We start from the raw sequence: 19952 nt of genomic DNA, 5'->3' as shown, positions 1-19952 counted from the left end.
TTCTGCGGGATTTCGGGCAGACGTTCTTTGCCCGTTTTTATCCACACCTGATAATGCGATGCGTTATCCATTCTTTACCTGGGGCGTCCGCAACCTTCGCGGGCTTCGAGCGGTAGTCACGGCGTCCGAGCCCGGAGCCGGGCCGGACACAGACACCGTTCTCTCCCGTCGAATGGAGCATCATGTCCCTCCCTCTGACCCGCCGGATCGCCCGTGCCGCGCTGCTCGTCGCAGCGGGAGCGGCTGCCGGGGTCGGTGCGGCCGGCTCCGCCGGTGCGGCCACGAACCTGCCGGTGGCGACCCCGAACACGGGTGGTCTGACCGCCCCGGACACGGCGAACGTCGGCGGCACCGTCGAGGGCGCCGCACAGAACGCCACCTCCCTGGCGGCCGCCACGGGCGGCAAGGCCGTCGGGCAGACCCTGCCGGGCGCGGCCAAGACCGGCACCAACGCCGTGAAGAAGACGGCTCCGGTCGCGCAGAAGGCCGCGGGGCAGGCTGCCGGGGCGGCGGGAAGCGTCGTCGGGGACGCCGCGTCCTCCACCACGAAGTCCGGGCTGCCGCAGCTGCCGGTGCAGGGCGGAGCGCTGCCGCTCGGCTAAGCGGTCGGCTTTGAATGCCGCCGACGGGGCCCAGGGAGTTCCCTGGGCCCCGTCGGCTTTTGTCTGCGGCGGCGTCGTCTGCGGCGGCTGGGCAGTCGGAAACCTCTGCCCACGGCGGCTAGAGGCGGCTGACCGCCGCCTGGACTCGTTCGTCCGTCGCCGTCAGGGCCACTCGTACGAACTTCTCGCCCGCCTCGCCGTAGAAGTCGCCCGGTGCGACCAGGATGCCCAGGTCGGCCAGGTGGGCGACCGTGGTCCAGCAGGACTCGTCGCGGGTGGCCCAGAGGTAGAGGCTGGCCTCGCTGTGTTCGATGCGGAAGCCGTGGCCCAGCAGCGCGGCGCGCAGGGCCTCGCGGCGGGCGGCGTAGCGCTCGCGCTGTTCGTGGACGTGGGCGTCGTCGCCCAGGGCGGCCACCGCCGCCGCCTGCGTGGGCGCGGAGGTCATCATGCCGCCGTGCTTGCGGATCTCCAGCAGCGGGCCGAGGACGGCCGGGTCACCGGCGACGAAGGCCGCGCGGTAGCCCGCCAGGTTGGAGCGCTTGGAGAGGGAGTGGACGGCGACGATGCCGTCGTAGGAGCCGCCGTTGACGTCCGGGTGCAGGACCGAGACCGGGTCGGCCTCCCAGCCCAGCTCCAGGTAGCACTCGTCGGAGAACAGCAGGATGTCGTGGGCGCGGGCCCAGGCGATGATGTCCGTCAGGTCCTGCTGGGAGATGACCTTGCCCGTCGGGTTGGACGGGGAGTTCAGCCAGAGGAGCTTCAGGCCGGCGGGGTCGAGGTCGCGCGGGTCGTCGTAGACCTCGTAGTCGGCGCGGGCGAGGCGGGCGCCGACCTCGTAGGTGGGGTAGGCGAGGCGCGGGTAGGCCACCCTGTCGCCGGGGCCGAGGCCCAGCTGGGTCGGCAGCCAGGCGACCAGCTCCTTGGAGCCGACGACCGGCAGGACATGGCGGTGGGTGACCCCGCGGGCGCCCAGGCGGCGCTCCAGCCAGCCGGTGATCGCGTCGCGCAGCGCCGGGGTGCCCCAGACGGTCGGGTAGCCCGGGGAGTCGGCCGCGTCGATCAGGGCCTTCTGGATCAGTTCGGGCACCGGGTCGACGGGGGTGCCCACGGAGAGGTCGACGATCCCGTCGGGGTGCGCGGCGGCCGTCTTCTTGTACGGCTCCAGCTTGTCCCAGGGGAAGGTGGGGAGCCGGTCGGAGACTGCAGACAAGGGAATCAGGCTCACTTTCGTACGGTGCGGCAAACGCCTCGGTCCCGTGCGGCGGTGATCGGGGTGATCGGGCCGTACGGGACCGAGGCGGCGCGGGTGTGGACGGCCGCTTGGCGCTTAAGAGATCGTCACTCGCCCTGCGGCGGCAGCGCGGCGACGAAGGGGTGGTCGCGCTCGATCAGCCCCAGCTTGCTGGCGCCGCCGGGAGAGCCGAGCTCGTCGAAGAACTCGACGTTCGCCTTGTAGTAGTCCTTCCACTCCTCCGGGACGTCGTCCTCGTAGAAGATCGCCTCAACCGGGCAGACCGGCTCACAGGCACCACAGTCGACGCATTCGTCCGGGTGGATGTACAAGGACCGCGAGCCCTCGTAAATGCAGTCGACCGGGCACTCCTCGATGCACGCCTTGTCCTTGACGTCGACACAAGGCTGCGCGATGACGTAGGTCACGCTGTCGTTCCTCCTCGATAGGGCGCTGGCGGGCCTCCACAGGCTCCGCCGCCTGGCGCGCGGGAGCGCGGCGTCGTCGATGCCCGCCCCTAGTATCTCCGTTCCGGGGCATGATCCGAACAGGAGGGGTGAACTGACCAGTGGAAATCTCGGCGGCAGGACGTCTGGAAGTCCGTATCACCCCTGCTGACGTGGGGAAACGCGTGTCTGTACGGCGCTTGAGGGAACCTGGAGCGGCACCGGAGAAGTTCACCGACACGGTGGGTGTTCTCACATCATGGGACGAAGGCGTGCTCATGATCACACGGCGGGACGGGCAGAGTGTCCGAATCGCCGAGTCTGCCCTGGTCGCGGGCAAGGTGGTACCGGCCGCTCCGGCACGCCGCCGGGGACCCGCCGCCTCGTACGACGAACTCGCGCGGGTCTCCTCGCGGGCGTGGCGACCGCTGGAGACCGAGCGGCTCGGGGAGTGGGAGCTGCGCGCGGCCGACGGGTTCACGCGGCGGGCCAACAGTGTGCTGCCGCTCGGCGACCCCGGCCTTCCGCTCGACGCGGCCCTTGCGGCCGTACGACGCTGGTACGGCGAGCGTGGCCTGCCCGCCTACGTCCAGACGGCCACCGGAGCCGAGGGCACACAGGAGCTGCTGTGCGCGGAGCTGGAGCGGCGCGGCTGGGTGCGGGAGGTGAGCGCCGAGGTGTGGACCGGTGCGCTGGCGCCGGTCGCGGACCGGGCCGAGGGCACGGGTGTGACGCTGTCCCGGCGGGCGGACGAGGCGTGGCTCGCGCGGTACCAGCGCAAGGGGGTGAGCGAGGTGGCCCTGCGGGTGCTCGGCGGCGGTCCGTCGGTGTGGTTCGCGACGGTGCCCGGCGCCGAGGGGGAGCCCCCGGCGGCGATCGGGCGGTGCGTCGTGGACGGACGCTGGGCCGGTTTCGCGGCGGTCGAGGTGAATCCCGCACACCGCCGCCAGGGTCTCGCGACCCAGGTGATGGCCGCGCTGGCCCGCCGCGCCCTGGACGAGGGCGCGTCGGCGGCCTGGCTGCAGGTCGAAACGGACAACGAGCCCGCCCGCGAGCTCTACGCCGCCCTGGGCTTCACACCGCACCACACGTACCACCATTACCGGGCCCCGGAAGAGCACCGGGAAACGGACGAGGCCGGGGACCGGGACCGGGCAGCCGGCGGAGTCGGGGACCAGACCTCGACGGCATCCGGAGCGGGACGGGAAACGGCCGAGCCCACAGGCCCGGCCCAGGACTCGGAGGCGGACGCCGCACGTCACCAGGCCATCCGCGCGCCCGGCAGCCAGAGCCACGGCACTCGACCCACCCACCGACACCCGGCGCCCGGCGACGCCGCAGGTCCGGAACCCGCTCGGCGCCAGGCCGTGGGCTCGCCCGGCAGCCAGAGCCACACAGCTCGGCCCGTCGGGCGGCATCCGGCTACCGGTGACCTCGTAGGTCCGGAACAAGTCCCGGAAGGGAGCGCCGCGAGGCCGCAGACAAGCGGATCCGCAGGCCCGGGCCAAGAGGCGGAAGCCGACGCCGCTCGGCGCCAGGCCATGGGCGCGCCCGGCCGCCAGAGCCACGGCACTCGACCCATCCGCCGGCACCCGGCGCCCGGCGACGCCGCACGCCCGGAGCACGGGCCGGGAGGGAGCGACGCGCGGCCGGAGGTAAGCCCGGGCCAGGGGCCGGTGGTGGGCGGTGGGTGGCGCCGGGTCGTAGGCGTGCGCAGGAGTCGGGGCCGCACTGCTCGGCCCGTCACCGGTGTCCTCGTAGGTCGGGCACCGGTGTCGGGGGCGGTTGGTGTGGGGTTGTCGTAGAAACGTTGTGGGAGGGCATGAGGCTGGCATGCGTCGTCCTTATCTGCCGCCGCCGTATCCGCCCCGGCCGGAGCGGTCGGCCGAGTTGCGTCGGAGGTTTGCCGAGGAGGCGCGGGCCGAGCGGCCGGATCTGTCGGCGCTGTGTCTGCTGATCGGCGCCGAGGCGGACGGCTCGCTGGACGAGGCCGGGATCGACGCCGCGCAGCTGGAGCTGGACCGGCTCGCGGGCGAGCTGCCGTACCGGCCGGGTGGGCCGCACGCGTGGGCGGAGGCCGTACGGCGGCTGCTCGGGGCGCGCTACGACTTCCACGGGACGCCCGGCGACTACCAGCGGCTGGAGTCGTCCCTGCTGCACGAGGTGCTGCGCCGGCGGCGCGGGCTGCCGATCCTGCTGTCGGTGGTGTGGCTGGAGGTCGCGCGGCGGGCGGGAGCCCCGGCGTACGGGGTCGCGCTGCCGGGGCACTTCGTGGTGGGCTTCGGCCCGGCGGAGGAGCAGGTGCTGGCCGATCCGTTCGACGGAGGGCGTGTGCTGACGGGGACGGATGCCGAGATGCTCGTGGTGGGGGCCACGGGGGCACCTCTCGACGCCACGATGCTGGAGCCCGCGTCGCCGCTGGACGTCGTACAGCGGATCCTGAACAACATCCGCGCGTGGGCCGCCGCCCGGCCCGAGCGGTCGGATGTCGCCCTGCGAGCCGTGGAGCTGGCGCTGCTGATCCCCTCACATCCGGCCCGGCTACGGTACGAACGCGGACAACTGCTCGTGCAGCGCGGGGAGTTCAGATCGGGCGCCGAGGAACTGGACGCCTACGCCGACCTGATCGAGGTCGTCGACGAACCAACCGCCCAAAGCGCACGGAAACAGGCGCACACCGCGCGAGCGATGCTCAACTGACCCGTCACAACCACCCCTTCTCCCGCGCGATCCGCACCGCCTCCGCCCGGTTGCGTACCGCGAGCTTCTGGATCGCCGTGGAGAGGTAGTTGCGGACCGTGCCCTGGGAGAGGTGCAGGGTCTTCGCCAACTCGGCGTTGGTGGAGCCGTCGGCGGCCGCCCGGAGCACTTCGCGTTCGCGGTCGGTGAGCGGATTGGCGCCCTCGGCGAGGGCCGCCGCCGCCAGCGTGGGGTCGATGACCCGCTCGCCGGACAGCACCCTGCGGATCGCCTCGGCGAGCTGGGCGGCCGGGGCGTCCTTGACGAGGAAGGCGTCGGCGCCCGCCTCCATGGCGCTGCGCAGATAGCCGGGGCGGCCGAAGGTGGTCAGGACGACCAGCTTGACCTGCGGAAACTCCCGGTGGACCTGGGCGGCCGCCTCGATGCCGGTGCAGCCGGGCATCTCGATGTCGAGCAGCGCCACGTCCACGCCGTGCGCGCCGACGGCCGCCAGCACCTGGTCCCCGCGCGCGACCTGGGCGACGACCTCGATGTCGTCCTCCAGGCCGAGCAGCGCGGCCAGGGCCTCGCGGACCATCGACTGGTCCTCGGCGAGAAGGACCTTGATCGTGCTCGTCATGCCCCGGATCCTACGTCCCCCCGCAAGGCCGCCGGGACGCGGGCGACCAGCCGGAACCCGTGCTTGATCCGGCCCGCCTCCAGGGCGCCGCCGGTCTTCTCCAGCCGCTCGGTGAGGCCGGTCAGGCCGTTGCCGGGCCCGCTGCCGCTGCCGCCGGATCCGTTGTCCTCGACGGAGAGTTCGAGGACCGCGCCGTCCAGGGTCTGCCGGTGCGTGAGCTGGATGAGGCACTTCTCGGCGCCGCTGTGCCGGACCACGTTGGTGACCGCCTCGCGCAGCGCCCAGGCGAGCGCGGCCTCGGACTCCTCGGGAACGCCGTCGAGGTCCGGCTCGGCGGGCACCTCGGCGATGACACCGGCGGCGGTCAGGGCGACCTGGGCACCGGCGAGTTCGGCGGCCAGCCGGGGGCGCCGGTAGCCGGTGACGGCCTCCCGGACGTCGACCAGGGCCTGCCGGCTGACCTGCTCGATGTCGGCGACCTGCTGGGCCGCCTTGCCGGGGTGGTCGGGCAGCATCCGGCCGGCCAGCTCGCTCTTCAGCGTGATCAGGGAGAGCGAGTGACCGAGCAGGTCGTGCAGGTCGCGGGCGAGGCGCAGCCGCTCCTCGTTGGCGGCGAGCTGGGCGACCGTGGCCCGGGCCTTGCGCAACTCGACGGTCGTACGGACGAGCTGACCGACGCCGACCATCGAGAACCCGATCATCACGACCAGGAACAGCAGCCCGCGGGCCTCCTTCTCGCTGGAGTGCAGACCGACGAGGTACATCGCCGCGCCCGACGCCGGGACCGCCCAGTAGGCCGCCCGGACCGGCAGGGTCGCCCCGCACGCCACCGAGAGGTAGACGAACAGGCCGAGCCAGGCGCTGCCGAGGGTGTAGGCCAGCACGGGCGCGAGGATGCCGAGGACCGTGATCAGCGGGACGACGATCCTCATGGAGGAGGTGGGCCGGCCCATGTTCCGGAAGACCAGCGACAGGTAGGCCACGACGAAGGCGAGCAGACCGAGCGAGCCGGCCACCGTGGCGTTCGTGGTGTGGTGGCCGCTCGTCAGGTCGTCGATCGGTGAGCTGAGGAAGACCAGCCAGACGCCGATCCACAGCACCTTGACCGTCAGCTCGCGCCGGTTGCGGGGGCCCTGGCCGATCCGCACCTGGCGTTCCCGCCGCTTCTCGCGGGCCTGCGGGTCTTCCGTCATCGTGCTCACGCCTTCAGCGTGTCCTTCCGGTACAGCCAGGCAGCGCCGCCCGCGAACAGGACGAAGTAGCCGGCGAGGATGGCGATGTCCGTCGCGTGCGGGGCCTGGCTCTGTTCGATCGCCCGCCCCAGAGCAGCGTACGCGTGCGTGGGCAGCCACTTCGCGATGTCCTGGAGGATCTTCGGGAAGGTGGTGGACGGCATCCACAGGCCGCCGAGGATCGACAGACCGAAGTAGACGATCATCGTGATCGGGCGGACCGCGTCACCGGAGGCGAGGTAGCCGAGGGCGACACCGAGCGCGGCGAAGACGAGGCTGCCGGCCCAGATGACGCCGGTGAGGGCGAGCCACTGCCAGGGGTCCAGGTGGACGTGCTTGATCGTGGCGGCGGCGGCGAACACGACGATGATCGACGGCAGGCTCACCACGGCGGCGCTGGCGGTCTTGGCGAGGACATAGCCGCGCCCGGGCAGCGGGGTCAGCCGCAGCTGCCGTACCCAGCCGCTCTCGCGCTCCTTGGCGATGCGCTCGCTGTTGCCCATGAGGACGGCTGTCAGGGCGCCGAAGGAGGCCATGGAGACCATCAGGTAGGTGGCGACGGTCAGGCCGGTGTCGTCGACCTTCTGGTCCGAGCCGGAGCTGCTGGAGAAGATCAGGAAGAGGATCGCGGGGTAGAGCACCGAGAAGAATAGGAACTTCTTGTTGCGCAGGGCGCGGGTCAGTTCGAGCTTGATCAGGGCGTTCATGACTGCTTGGCCTCCTCGGCCTCCGTGATGGCGACGAAGGCCTGCTCCAGACCGAGTCCGGCGACTTCGAGATTGCGGGGGTAGACACCGAGGCCGTACAGCGCGTGGACGGTGGCGTCGGCGTCGGTCGACTGGATGCGGACGGTCTGTCCGGATACGTCGATGGAGGTCAGGAAGGGCAGGGCGCGCAGGGCGCTCTCGTCGATGGCCCCCTCCAGGTCGAAGGAGACGCGGCGGGCGCCGGCCTTGGCCTTGATCTCGGAGGCGGTGCCGTCCGCCAGCAGCCGCCCGCGGTGCAGGACGAGCACCCGGTCGGCGATGGCGTCGGCCTCTTCGAGGTAGTGGGTGGCGAAGAGGACGGCCCGGCCCTGGTCGGCCTGCTCGCGCATGGTGGCCCAGAAGGCCTGGCGGGCGGAGACGTCCATGCCGGTGGTCGGCTCGTCCAGGATGATCAGGTCGCTGTCGCCGGCCGTGGCGAGCGCGAAGCGGACGCGCTGGGCCTGGCCGCCGGAGAGCTTGTTGACCTTGCGGTCGGCGATCTGCGTGATCCCCGCGCGGGCCATGACATCCGCGGCCTTGTACGGCTTCGGGTGCAGCGAGCAGCCGAGCTTCACCAGCTCCTCGACGGTGACCTCGTCCATCAGGCCGCCACTCTGCAGCATCGCTCCGACCCGCCCGGCGACGATCGCGTCACGCGGGGTGCCGCCGAAGAGGCTCACCGTGCCGGCGTCGGGGTGCTTGAGGCCGAGGAGCAGATCGAGGGTGGTGGACTTGCCGGCCCCGTTCGGGCCGAGGAGGGCGACGGTCTCGCCGGGGTACAGCCGGAGCGAGAGCCCGTCGACGGCCCGCACACTCCCGTACGTCTTGGTCACCTGGTCGAAGCCGACCACCGGGGTGGTGGTGGCCGGTGCCGCAGTTGTCGTCATGCCGTCCATGCTCACGGCCAGGGCCCCGGTCCCGGCAGTGTCGGGGGTCCTGAGTGCCGGATGACAGATGTCATGCCGAACGGGTGACAGGCGCCCCGAAGGGGCGCGGGGAACTGCGCGACCGGCCACGACGGACCCGCGGGCGACCGCGGACCCGTCGTGACGCTTCCCGCGGAGCGCTCAGCTGGGGTTGGTCTCGATGACCGCCACCCGGTTGGTCCTGCTCATCAGGGCCTGGCGCAGGGCGACGTAGACGTCCTGCGGGGTGACCGGCGTCTTCTTGCCGTTGGCTCGGGTGATGAGCACGCCGTCGAACGCGCCGCCGTAGAGCTGCTGCAGGGCGTTCAGGTCGGGCTTGTCGACCAGCTTGCCGTCCGCGGTGGGCACCACCTTGAGGAACTTCCAGAGCGATTTCTCCGGGCTCATCAGCACCACGTGCCCCGCGCCGGCCGACACCGTCACCTTGGCCGACATCGCCGGCTTCGCGAACAGCTTCATCTCCTCGTCGACCGCCGCGTTCGACACCGTCGGCTGCTTGGTCGTCGTCGGGACGGTGACCGGGGTCGCCGTGTCCGATTCCACCAGCGTGCGGTAGGCCTGTTCGACCGCCTGGGTCGACTGGGCGGCGTCGATGGCCTTGCCCGCCTTGCCGTAGACGGCGACCGCCGTACCCGGCTTGAAGTCGATCCCGCCCTCGACGACCGAGCCGGAGCCGCCGCCGGCCTGCTGGAGGGCGGCCTGCAGCTTCTCCTCGTCCACCGGCATCTCGGGCTCGATCACCCGCTTCTGCCCGAAGAGGGAGCCGATGACGTGGACGGGGTTGTAGTCGCTGGTCGCGGCCTTGCTCACGGTGGCCTGGAAGTCGAACTGGAGACCGGCGTTCCCCGGGGTCAGCGTGACCGTCCTACCGCCGACGGAGAGCTTCAGCGGCTTGTTCACCCGGCCGCCGAAGGCGTCGTCGAGCTTCTTGACGGCGTCGTCACGGGTACCGCCGCCGATGTCCACACCGAGGACCGTGGTGCCCTTGGGGACGTCGGTGTGGTTCATCAGCAGTCCGGCGCAGTAGGCACCGCCCGTGACGACGACCGCGCCGACGCCCAGCAGCACCAGCTTGCTGCGGCCCTTCTTCTTCGGCTTGGCCTGCGCCTTGGGCGCGGCGGCCGGCGCCGGCTTGGACTGGGTCTGCGAGCCCGGGCCGTCGGAGGCGGCGCCGCCGAACGGGGAGCCGCCGGCGCCGGGGAGGACCGGGATGCCGCTGGTGACGGTGTGTCCGGAGACGTTGTCCGGGGAGCGGTATCCGGACGTGCCCGGTTCGGGGGCCGGCTTCTGCGGGGTGAGGATCGCGGTGTCGTCGCTGAGTCCGCCGCCCGGGCCGAGACCGGTGGGGCCACTGCCGGGACCGGCATCCGCGCGGCCGGGGCCACCGGGGGCGCCCGGGCCGGCCGGCCCTTCGAGGTCGGCGATGTCGGCGAGGGCGCTGCGGCGGGGCTGGGTGTCCTGGCCGCCGCCGGGACCGCCGTAGCCGCCCGTGCCGAACGAACCGCCCGGACCGGACAGGTCGTCGAAGGGGTCGCCGGCCGACGGAACGAGGGGGCCGTCGCCGGTGACCGGGCCGCTGGTGGGGCCGACCGGGCCCTGCGGGCCGCCGGCACCGCCGGGGCCGTTCGGTCCGCTGAAGCCGCTGGGACCACCGGGGCCGCCGAGGCCGCGGTGCCCGCTTCCCGCGTTCGGACCCGCCGTACCGGCGAAGCCGTTCTGGCCGTCTCCGCCCGGGCTGCCGGGGAAGCCGTCACCGGCCGTGCCCTTGCCGCCGAAGCCGTCCTGGCCGCCGTTCTCCGAGAAGTACGGCAGGTCGTCGCGGCGCGGTTCGCCGTCGGACGCGCCGGGCCGGGAGCCGCCGCTGCGGGGGCCCGCGTTCAGTGCCTCGGTCACGTCGAAGGAGCCGGTGCCGCCACCGTGCCCGGGGGCGACGGGGCCGCCGGTGGCGCCGGGCAGGCCCTTGCCGTTCGTGGTGCCGGAACGGGAGCCGCCCGGGACGCTCATGGAACCGACCACACCGCCGGGACGGCCGCCGGAGCGCGCGCCGGTGGTACCGGCCGCACCGGATGCTCCCGGACCACCCGAACGGGTGCCCGAAGTACCGGGGGCGGGCGCGGAACCGCCGGAGATTCCGGCCCCGTTCGTGCCGCCGCCGCCCGGACCGCCCTTGCCGGCGGAGGACTTGCGGGGCGCGAACCAGTCGCTGGTCTTCTCCTCGGCCTGGGCCGCGGGATCGGGGGCCGGTTCGGCGGCGCCGGCGGGCGTCCGGTCGGCGGCGGGCCGCGTGTCGGCGGGCTTCTCGTCCCCGGCGCCGTCGGAGTCCCCGACGGGCTTGCGCACGACGACCGGCGGAATGGGCCGGGATCCGGGGATGTTGATCCGGATCCGGGTGGTCAGCGTGGTCTCGGTCTTCTTCTCCTCCGGCCGCGTGGCCGAACGGCCCGCGTCCGTACCGTCTTCGGAAGCCATGGGGGTCCCGTACGGCGGCGTGCCGGAGGGGTATGCGGCTCCGCCGCGCCCATGCGGCCCGGAGGACGGAGTGTCAGTTTCACGACTCAAGGCAGGTTCTCCCGGTTGGCTCCACCGCCCGTATCGACCTCACACAGCGGGCGGCTCGGCGGCGCGCACCACCATACTGGCCACCTCTGGCGCTTATCCCATGACCGCTGGGGAAACCCACACCGGACTCGCACGTGCGCCGCAAGGCGAAGTGGTACGTCACTTGCCAAGTCGGGCAGCACCGCCACGAGGTTGCCCCCCGGCTCCAAGGGTGGCGCAGATCACAGCGAGAGCCATGCCGCCGAACAGGAAGAGGTACGAGCCGCCTCCCGCGCCGAACAGGAAGTCGCCTTCGGGCCGCGAGCCGATGAGCAGGATGACGGTGACGAACCAGCCCGCCACCGGCGCGACCACCCCGCCCCGGCCGCCGGTGGCGTAGGCTCCGCCGAGGAACAGCCCGGCCGCGCCCGCGAGGGCGAGCAGCAGCCCGCCGGGGAACCAGGCGGCCTGGACGAGGGTCCCGGCAACGGCGATGACGCCGCCGAGCAGGAAGAGGCCGATGTGGGCGGCGGCCCGGCCGGCCGAGGGGCGTTGCAGCGGCTGGGCGAGCAGGGACCCGGGACCGTTGTCGCTCATGCCGTCTCCTCGATGCCCGCGAACAGGTCGGTCTCCCCGGGCCGCGCCTCGCCGCGCACCAACTCGTAGTACTCGGTGGTGAACAGCGGCTGGGCCAGCTCGTTGGAGAGCGCGAAGTAGGGCTCGGCCACCTCGATCTGGGTGACGTGGGCACGCATCGCGGCGGCCTTGGCGGAGGCGAAGGCGGTGCCGTCGACGCGGGTGGTGACCTGCTCGTCGGCGACCACGCCGGGTACGTCGGCCATGGTGGCGCTCTTCTCGAACGGCAGCGCGGGCAGCTCGTCCTGGAGCCGGTCGAAGGCGGCCTCGGCGACGGAGCGCGGGACGCGGTTCCAGTACACCTTGTCGATCCGGTGCCCGCGCTCGTCCGCCAGCTCGACGGCGCGCATGGCGACGCGGTGGGCCTGGATGTGGTCCGGGTGCCCGTAGCCGCCGTGGTCGTCGTAGGTCACGAGGACCTGGGGGCGGACCTCCAGGATCACCTCGACCAGATGTCCGGCGGCCTTGTCCACGTCGGCCTGCCAGAAGCAGCCCGGGTCGTCATTGTCCGGAATGCCCATCATCCCGGAGTCGCCGTACCGCCCGGCTCCGCCGAGCAGCCGGGCATCGCGCACACCGAGCGCACGCACGGCCTCGGCCAGCTCCCCGCGCCGGTGCGCGCCCAGCGCGGGCCCGGTCAGATGCCGCAGCCCGGGCGGGATGACCTCACCCCGCTCCCCCAGGGTGCAGGTGACCAGGGTCACGTGCACGCCCTCGGCCGCGTACTTGGCCATGGTCGCGCCGTTGTTGATCGACTCGTCGTCCGGGTGCGCGTGCACCAGCAGCAGACGCCGAGCAGGCAGTTCCGTCATGGGCCCACCCTACGAGGCGGCGGTCTCGTCCTCGTAGCGCGGCAGACCCTCCGTCGAGATCGCGATGGCCTCCCGCACCCTCCACGTCCGCGACTCCAAGCACACCGCAGGCCCCGACTCGCGCTCACGCCGACTGCGTGGACCCGCTTCGTGCCGTACGCGTCCGAACGCCGACGAGCAGGCCGGCGGCCACGGCCGCGAGCAGGGTGCCGCCGACCCCGAACCAGAGGCCGCTTGGGTAGGCCATGGTGGAGAGCAGCGCCGTGCTGATCGCTCCGCCCAGGTACTGGCTCGTGGTGAGGGCCGCCGACGCCGCACCGGAGTGCTGTGGGGCGATGGCGTCGGTCGCGAGGGTGAAGAGCGGCATGGCGGCGATGCCGGTTCCGAAGCCGATCACGAGCATGCCGGACAGTATCTGGGCCGGAAAGCCCCCGTCGGTCCTCCCGCCGCTCAGGAGCGCCAGCCCGAGAGCCGTCGTCGCCAGGCCCGCCACGACCAGGACGCGGGGCGGGACGCGGTGCAGCAGGCGTCCGGAGACCTGGGTGGCGCCGATGAGGAGCACGACGAACAGGAGCAGGAAGGCCGTTCCGACCGCCATGGGGGTGTAGCCGAGGTCGCGCACCAGGTAGTCGACCAGGGCCGCGGAGAAGCCGAGTCCGCCGAGGCCGGACAGGATCAGGGTCAGGTAGCAGCCGACACGGCCACGGTCCCGCACGATGTACGGCGGAACGAGCGGGTTCGACGCCCTCGTCTGCCACCACAGGAAGATCGCGAGCACGAGGGCGCCGCCCCCGAGCGGGACCACGGCCAGGGGGCCGTTCCAGCCGTCCCACCCGCCATGGGAGAGGCCGAAGATGAGCGCCGCGACCCCGGCGAAGCCGAGCAGCGCACCGAGCACGTCGAAGCGGGCGCCGGGGCGGCGTGGGCCGTCGTGCACCAGGTTGAGCACGCCGATCAGGGCGATGACGGACAGGGGGACGGCGCCGTAGAAGCACATGCGCCAGTCCACCGCCTCCAGCAGCCATGCGGTCGGCAGCATCGCGAACGCCGCGCCGCCGGCACTGACCGAGGCATAGATACCGAAGGCCCTGCGGCGTTCCTTCGGATCGGTGAAGCCGGTGCTCACCAGGGCGAGCGCGGACGGTGTGATCAGCGCGGCGAAGACGCCCTGCAGGGCGCGGGCGAGGAACATCATGGCGGGATCGGCGGCCGTGCCGCCGAGCAGGGAGCCCAGCGCGAACCCGACCAGGCCGGTGACGAGCGTCCGTCTTCCCCCGACGCGGTCCGCGAGCTGCCCGCCGAACAGCAGCAGGCCGCCGAAGAAGCACCCGTGGACGAGGGTCAACGGGCCCCGGCTGCTCAGGTGCAAGTCGGCCTCGATGAACGGCCACATCCCCACGTCCGCTTGGAACAGCACCAACAGCTGCGCCAGCACGAGCACCGCCAGCCCCCACCAGCGCCCGCGGCGCGGACCCGAAGACGGCTCGACCACGACGTCGACTTCCGAAAAGGGCGTTGTCGGGGCGAAAGCGGGCGGTGGGGGCATGGGAACCGGCGTCTGCGGCTGAGGCGGGACCTGCGGCTGGGGCTGGGCCTGAGACCGCGCGAGCGCGACGCGCGGGTCCCGCTGTGCGGCCGCGGCAGAAGGGTCCGTGGGGGCGTCCACCGGGGGCTCCGGGCGGGGCACCGGGGCCTCCGGGCGGGGCACCGGGGCGAAGTCCAGCAGCTGGGCCGCATGGCGGCCGAGTTGGGCCAGTACGGTGCCCGGCAGCCATTCCCCGTCCCGTTCCGTCTGCGCCCGCTCGGCCACCTGCCGCGGGGTGGGCCGCTCGGCCGGGTCCTTGTGCAGGCAGGCGCGGACGAGGCCGGCCAGCGACTCGGGGACGCCGGTCAGGTCCGCCTCGTCCTCGGCGACGCGGAAGAGGTGGGCGTTCAGGCCGGTCTCCGCGGCACCGAAGAGAAGGCGCCCGGTGGCGGCGTAGACGAGGACGGCCCCGAGGCAGAACACATCGCTGGCCGGGGTGAGTTCCAGGCCTCGGACCTGTTCCGGCGACATGAAGCCGGGGGAGCCGATCAGCATGCCGGTGCGGGTGTGCAGGCTGTCGCCGGAGAGGCTGTCCATCGCCCGCGCGATGCCGAAGTCGATGACGCGGGGGCCGTCGACGGTGACGAGGACGTTGGAGGGCTTGAGGTCACGGTGGATCAGACCCGCCCCGTGGACGGTCTGCAGGGCGAGGGCGAGGCGGCTCGCGAGGAAGTGCACCGAGTGCTCGGGCAGCGGCCCGAAGTCCTTGGCGACCACGGTGCTCAGGTCGGGCCCGGGAATGTACTGGGTGGCCACCCAGGGAACGGCGGCGTCCGGGTCGGCGTCGAGGACGGCGGCCGTCCAGCTCCCGCCCACCCGCCGGGCGGCGGCCACTTCACGGGCGAAACGCCTGCGGAACTCGTGGTGCCCGGCGTACTCGGCCTGCACGACCTTCACGGCCACCGTGCGCCCGCCCTCGTCGCGGCCCAGATAGACCAGGCCCATCCCGCCCTCGCCCAGCCGGGCGATCAGACGGTACGGGCCCACACGGGTCGGGTCTTCGGAGCGCAGCTGGTCCACAGCTGGAAGATAGTGGAACTATCCAAGCGTGCGCGAGGCCATGTCAGAACTTGATGCTGCCGATCATGCTCGCCACGTTGGTCGTCAGCTGGCTGATCGTCGGAGCGATGGTCGAGGAGGCGAGGTAGAAGCCGAGCAGGATGCAGACGACCGCGTGGCCGCCCTTCAGCCCTGACTTCTTGATCAGCAGGAAGACGATGATCGCCAGCAGCACCACCGCCGAAATCGAGAGTGCCACGGCGGCTCACCTCCAAAGATCGCCAGATCTAGATCAGTTGAGCAAATCCATGCAGACGCCAGCAGGTTCATACCCACACTGCGGTAGTGATCATAACTATCCGTGCTCGCGCATCGCTCGGCGCATGGCCGCACAAGGGGGCGCATGGCCAATATGGTCGGCCTATGACGACCGAGACGACCGAGTCTGACTCCTTCCCCCGTCGGCACGCCCGGACGCAGCGGTTCACGCTCGGCGCGCCGCGTGCGTTCACCGTGGCTCCCGACGGTTCGCGTGTCGCGTTCCTGCGCTCCGGATCCGGCACCGACCGGGCCAACTCCCTTTGGGTCATGGATCTTCCGGAGGGCACCGAGCGCCCTGCGGCCGATCCGGGCGCCCTCCTCGGCGGCACCTCCGAAGAGCTCTCGGCACAGGAGCGGGCGCGCCGCGAGCGGAGCCGGGAGGGGGGTGCCGGCATCGTCGGCTATGCGACGGACGCCGCCGTGGAATTGGCCTCTTTCGCCTTGTCAGGGCGGCTGTTCACGGCCGAGCTGCGGGTCGGCACGGCGCGCGAGCTCCGCGTTCCGGGGCCGGTGATCGACCCGCGTCCGTCGCCCGACGGGCGGCACATCGCCTATGTCGCCGGCGGCGCGCTGCGGGTCGTGGGCGCCGAGGGCGAGGACGATCGGGCGCTCGCGGAACCGGAGTCGCGCCAGGTGACCTACGGCCTGGCCGAGTTCATCGCGGCCGAGGAGATGGGGCGTTCGCGGGGCTTCTGGTGGGCGCCGGACGGGAGCCGGCTGCTCGTGGCGCGCGTGGACGACACGCCGGTGCGGCGGTGGTGGATCGCGGACCCGGCCCGCCCGGAACGTGAGCCGATCGACATCGCGTACCCGGCCGCGGGCACCTCGAACGCGGACGTACGGCTGTTCGCACTCGGCCTCGACGGGGAGCGCACTGAGGTGACGTGGGACCGGTCCCGCTATCCGTACCTGGCCCGAGTGCACTGGTCAGCGGAGGGTGCGCCGCTGTTGCTGGTGCAGGCGCGGGACCAGCGCAGCCAGCTGATCCTGGCGGTGGACCCGGACACCGGGTCGACCCGGATGGTGCACGCGGACGAAGATCCAAGTTGGCTTGAATTGTTCCCTGGAGTGCCCTGCTGGAGCCCCTCCGGGCAGCTTGTCCGTATCGCGGACGAGGGCGGCGCGCGGGTGCTGGCGGTCGGCGAACGGCCTTTGACCGGCGGCCAGTTGCACATCCGGGCGGTGCTGGACGTGGGCGCCGACGACGTGCTCGTTTCCGCCTCGGCGGGCGCGGAGGCGGAGCAGCCGGAGACGGGCGAAGTCCATGTGTACCGGGTGAACGAGTTGGGCGTGGCGCGCGTGTCGCAGGAGCCCGGCGTGCACTCGGCGGTGCGCGCCGGGGGCGTGACGGTACTGGTGTCGGCGACGCCTGACAGCCCGGGGGCTCGTGTCCAGGTGCTGAGTGACGGAAAACCGGCGGCGACTGTCCGGTCGTACGCCGAAAATCCTGGTTTGTCCCCACGGGTCACCCTCACCCAGGGGGGCGCACGCCGAATTCCGTGCGCCGTACTTATGCCCCGGGACTACCCCGGGGACACTCCCCTGCCCGTGCTCATGGACCCCTACGGCGGCCCGCACGGGCAGCGAGTGCTCGCCGCGCACAACGCCCACCTGACCTCCCAGTGGTTCGCCGACCAGGGTTTCGCGGTGGTCGTCGCCGACGGCCGGGGCACCCCGGGACACTCGCCGGCCTGGGAGAAGTCGATCCGCGACGACCTGGCGGCCATCGTGCTCCAGGACCAGGTGGACGCGCTGCACGCGCTCGCCGAGGAATACCCGCTGGACCTGGGCCGGGTGGCGATCCGCGGGTGGTCGTTCGGCGGCTATCTCGCGGCGCTGGCGGTACTGCGCCGCCCGGACGTCTTCCACGCGGCGGTCGTCGGCGCCCCGGTCACCGATCTGCGGCTGTACGACACCCACTACCAGGAGCGCTACCTCGGCCACCCGGACGAACAGCCGGAGGTCTACCGCCGCAACTCGCTGATCGGCGACGAGGGTCTGGTCGACCCGGCCGAGCCGCACCGCCCGATGATGATCATCCACGGTCTCGCGGACGACAACGTCGTCGTCGCCCACTCCCTGCGGCTGTCCTCCGCCCTGCTCGCCGCGGGCCGCCCGCACGAGGTGCTGCCGCTGTCCGGGGTGACGCACATGACCCCGCAGGAGGCCGTCGCGGAGAACCTGCTGCGGCTGCAGCTGGACTTCCTCCGGCGTTCACTGCCACACCCGGACAAATGACCGCCAACTGCGTTAACACGCAGGCAACTTCACGGAAGCGGTACCGATATACGGACGCGGGAGGCTGATCAGCGTACGGCCGTGCGGGTGCCGTAAACGGGCCGGGGTGCGGCATGTCATCCCGGCCCGTTGCCATGTCCCCCTGACCCGGGCGACTCCCCCTCCGCCGGAACCACCTGCTTCTCCTCCGCGAAGTGGCACGCCGAGTCATGGGCCGCCGGGCCCGAGGTGTCACGGAAGACGTCCGGGACGGCGAGGGCGGGCACCTCACGGACACAGCGCTCCTGCGCCTTCCAGCAGCGGGTGCGGAAACGGCAGCCGGAGGGGATGTTCGTCGGCGACGGCACGTCTCCGGCGAGGATGATCCGCTCGCGGCGTTCCCGGGCGTCGGGATCCGGCACCGGCACCGCCGACAGCAGCGCCTGGGTGTACGGGTGCGTGGGGTGGTCGTAGATCTCGGCCTCCCGGCCGATCTCCACGATCCGGCCCAGGTACATGACGCCGACCCGGTCGGAGATGTGCCGCACGATCGACAGGTCGTGCGCGATGAAGACGTAGGAGAGGTCGAACTCCGACTGCAGCCGGTCCAGCAGGTTGATCACCTGGGCCTGGACCGAGACGTCCAGCGCGGAGACGGGTTCGTCGGCGACGATGATCTCCGGGCGCAGGGCCAACCCCCGTGCGATGCCGATGCGTTGGCGCTGGCCGCCGGAGAACTGGTGCGGATAGCGGTTGATGTACTCCGGGTTGAGGCCGACCACGTCCAGCAGCTCCTGGACCCTGCGGCGGCGGTCGCCCTTGGGTGCGGCCTCGGGATGGATGTCGTACGGCTCCCCGACGATGTCGCCCACCGTCATACGGGGGTTGAGGGAGGTGTACGGGTCCTGGAAGACCATCTGGATGTTGCGGCGCACGGCTTTCAGCGCTCGGCCCGACAGCTTGGTGATGTCCTCGCCCTTGAACCTGATGGACCCCGCCGTCGGCCGTTCCAGGTTGCAGAGCAGTTTGGCGAGGGTCGACTTGCCGCAGCCCGACTCGCCGACGATACCGAGGGTCTCGCCCCTGCCGAGGGTGAAGTCGACGCCGTCGACGGCCTTCACCGCGCCGACCTGCTTCTTGAACAGGATGCCCTGGGTGAGCGGGTAGTACTTGACGAGCCCGCTCACTTCGAGGATCGGCTCAGTCGTCGAGGTCGTCGAGGTCGTCGTGGTCATCGAGGCACTCCCTCCAGAAGTGGCAGGCGCTGCCGCGGGTGCGGGAGACCTCGTACAGCGGGGGTTCGTCGGTGCGGCAGACGTCCTGCGCCATCGGGCAGCGGGGGTGGAAGGAGCAGCCCGGCGGGATGTTCATCAGGTTCGGCGGCAGGCCCTTGATGGCGTACAGCTCCTGCCCCTTCTGGTCCAGGCGCGGGATGGAGTCCAGCAGGCCGCGGGTGTAGGGGTGGGCGGGCGCCTTGTAGATGTCGCGGACGGGCGCGGACTCGACGATCTTCCCGGCGTACATCACCGCGATCCGGTCGGCGACATCGGCGACGACCCCGAGATCGTGGGTGATGAGAACGAGCCCCATGCGGTACTCGCGCTGCAACTCCGCGAGCAGGTCCATGACCTGGGCCTGCACGGTGACGTCGAGGGCGGTGGTGGGCTCGTCGGCGATGATGAGCGCCGGCTCCAGGGCCAGCGCCATGGCGATCATGATCCGCTGGCGCATACCGCCGGAGAACTGGTGAGGATAGTCCCGCACCCGCTGGGCGGCGGCCGGGATGCGCACCCGCTCCATCAGCTCTACGGCCCTGCCCCGGGCGTCCTTCTTCGACATCCCGCGGTGCACGACGAACATCTCGCCGAGCTGGTCCCCCACGGAGATGACGGGATTGAGCGCCGACAGCGCGTCCTGGAAGATCATCGCCATCCCGGCGCCGCGGATCCTCCTGCGCTCCTCTTCTTTCAGGGTGAGCAGATCCCGCCCCTGGAACAGGATCCGCCCGCCCGTGACCTTTCCGGGCGGAGTGTCGAGGATCCCCATCACGGCCTGCGCGGTCACCGACTTGCCCGAACCCGACTCCCCGAGCACGGCCAGGGTCTCCCCCGCGTCCACCTCGAAACCCACCCCGTTGACGGCATGCGCGACCCCGTCGCGGGTCCCGAACTCCACGTGCAGATCCCGCACTTCGAGCAGCACGCCACCCTCACCTCACCCTCGGACCGACGACACCGCGGACCCTCGTCGCCGACATGACCGAAACGGCACGGCCATCGGCGGCACGCCCCGGGGCCACTCCGACCGGACGCGCCTCCCCCGCCTGTCCCGCCGTCGCCCGC

16 protein-coding genes and 1 pseudogene are annotated in these 19952 nt (G+C 72.0%); 4 read left to right on the top strand and 13 right to left on the bottom strand.

What is annotated here, in order from left to right; translation table 11 throughout:
- Positions 1-182: 182 nt before the first annotated feature.
- The gene (locus tag ACWC0C_RS11425; RefSeq protein ID WP_450863386.1) at positions 183-602 is read left to right on the top strand and encodes an ATP-binding protein; all 420 of its coding nucleotides are present in this window, start codon (positions 183-185) and stop codon (positions 600-602) included.
- 118 nt (positions 603-720) lie between these two features.
- Here the strand turns inward: ACWC0C_RS11425 and ACWC0C_RS11420 are convergent, their stop codons facing one another.
- Both ACWC0C_RS11420 and fdxA read right to left on the bottom strand, forming a co-directional pair.
- Entirely contained in the window at positions 721-1812 is a 1092-nt protein-coding gene (locus tag ACWC0C_RS11420; protein ID WP_450863642.1) for a bifunctional succinyldiaminopimelate transaminase/glutamate-prephenate aminotransferase, read from the bottom strand.
- 128 nt (positions 1813-1940) lie between these two features.
- On the bottom strand, positions 1941-2261 hold the full coding sequence (gene fdxA, locus ACWC0C_RS11415) for a ferredoxin (RefSeq protein WP_023546973.1): 321 nt from the start codon (positions 2259-2261) through the stop codon (positions 1941-1943).
- A gap of 140 nt (positions 2262-2401) precedes the next feature.
- Here fdxA and ACWC0C_RS11410 point away from each other — a divergent pair.
- A pseudogene (locus ACWC0C_RS11410) lies at positions 2402-3394 on the top strand (GNAT family N-acetyltransferase); the annotation flags it as partial.
- Between the two features lie 718 nt (positions 3395-4112).
- Complete coding sequence (locus ACWC0C_RS11405) at positions 4113-4979, top strand: transglutaminase family protein (protein WP_450863384.1); 867 nt, start codon at positions 4113-4115, stop codon at positions 4977-4979.
- A 4-nt stretch (positions 4980-4983) separates the two neighbouring features.
- On the opposite strand, the gene ACWC0C_RS11400 is transcribed toward ACWC0C_RS11405, so the two are convergent.
- The 9 genes from ACWC0C_RS11400 to ACWC0C_RS11360 form a co-directional block, all read right to left on the bottom strand.
- A complete protein-coding gene (locus ACWC0C_RS11400) occupies positions 4984-5598 on the bottom strand; it encodes a response regulator (RefSeq protein ID WP_449201364.1) in 615 nt (204 codons plus the stop codon).
- Positions 5595-6791, bottom strand: coding sequence for a sensor histidine kinase (locus ACWC0C_RS11395; protein ID WP_450863641.1), 1197 nt, complete (start codon positions 6789-6791; stop codon positions 5595-5597). The genes ACWC0C_RS11400 and ACWC0C_RS11395 overlap by 4 nt, the downstream gene beginning before the upstream one ends.
- A 5-nt stretch (positions 6792-6796) precedes the next feature.
- Positions 6797-7537: an ABC transporter permease gene (locus ACWC0C_RS11390; protein WP_449201363.1), complete on the bottom strand. Its 741-nt coding sequence runs from the start codon at positions 7535-7537 to the stop codon at positions 6797-6799.
- Positions 7534-8463 (bottom strand): ABC transporter ATP-binding protein, encoded by a 930-nt coding sequence (locus ACWC0C_RS11385; protein WP_449201362.1) that lies wholly within the window; start codon positions 8461-8463, stop codon positions 7534-7536. The genes ACWC0C_RS11390 and ACWC0C_RS11385 overlap by 4 nt, the downstream gene beginning before the upstream one ends.
- Positions 8464-8643: 180 nt before the next feature.
- On the bottom strand, positions 8644-11061 hold the full coding sequence (locus ACWC0C_RS11380) for a hypothetical protein (protein ID WP_450863382.1): 2418 nt from the start codon (positions 11059-11061) through the stop codon (positions 8644-8646).
- Between the two features lie 159 nt (positions 11062-11220).
- Entirely contained in the window at positions 11221-11637 is a 417-nt protein-coding gene (locus ACWC0C_RS11375; RefSeq protein ID WP_450863380.1) for a DUF6113 family protein, read from the bottom strand.
- Positions 11634-12488: an N-acetyl-1-D-myo-inositol-2-amino-2-deoxy-alpha-D-glucopyranoside deacetylase gene (gene mshB / locus ACWC0C_RS11370; protein WP_450863379.1), complete on the bottom strand. Its 855-nt coding sequence runs from the start codon at positions 12486-12488 to the stop codon at positions 11634-11636. Before mshB ends, ACWC0C_RS11375 begins: the two co-directional genes overlap by 4 nt.
- A gap of 124 nt (positions 12489-12612) precedes the next feature.
- The gene (locus ACWC0C_RS11365; RefSeq protein ID WP_450863377.1) at positions 12613-15093 is read right to left on the bottom strand and encodes an MDR family MFS transporter; all 2481 of its coding nucleotides are present in this window, start codon (positions 15091-15093) and stop codon (positions 12613-12615) included.
- Positions 15094-15136: 43 nt separating this feature from the next.
- Positions 15137-15331 (bottom strand): hypothetical protein, encoded by a 195-nt coding sequence (locus ACWC0C_RS11360; protein WP_270081818.1) that lies wholly within the window; start codon positions 15329-15331, stop codon positions 15137-15139.
- A gap of 164 nt (positions 15332-15495) precedes the next feature.
- On the opposite strand from ACWC0C_RS11360, the gene ACWC0C_RS11355 reads away from it, so the two are divergent.
- Entirely contained in the window at positions 15496-17631 is a 2136-nt protein-coding gene (locus ACWC0C_RS11355) for a prolyl oligopeptidase family serine peptidase (RefSeq protein ID WP_450863374.1), read from the top strand.
- A gap of 116 nt (positions 17632-17747) precedes the next feature.
- On the opposite strand, the gene ACWC0C_RS11350 is transcribed toward ACWC0C_RS11355, so the two are convergent.
- Together ACWC0C_RS11350 and ACWC0C_RS11345 are read right to left on the bottom strand one after the other, a co-directional pair.
- Positions 17748-18845, bottom strand: coding sequence for an ABC transporter ATP-binding protein (locus ACWC0C_RS11350; protein WP_449201356.1), 1098 nt, complete (start codon positions 18843-18845; stop codon positions 17748-17750).
- Positions 18811-19812 (bottom strand): ABC transporter ATP-binding protein, encoded by a 1002-nt coding sequence (locus ACWC0C_RS11345; protein ID WP_450863372.1) that lies wholly within the window; start codon positions 19810-19812, stop codon positions 18811-18813. The genes ACWC0C_RS11350 and ACWC0C_RS11345 overlap by 35 nt, the downstream gene beginning before the upstream one ends.
- Between the last annotated feature and the right edge of the window lie 140 nt (positions 19813-19952).

It is taken from the genome of Streptomyces sp. NPDC001709 (assembly GCF_053596375.1).
Note: the sequence above shows the minus strand (reverse complement) of the source record. Positions and strands in the feature narration are given on the sequence as shown.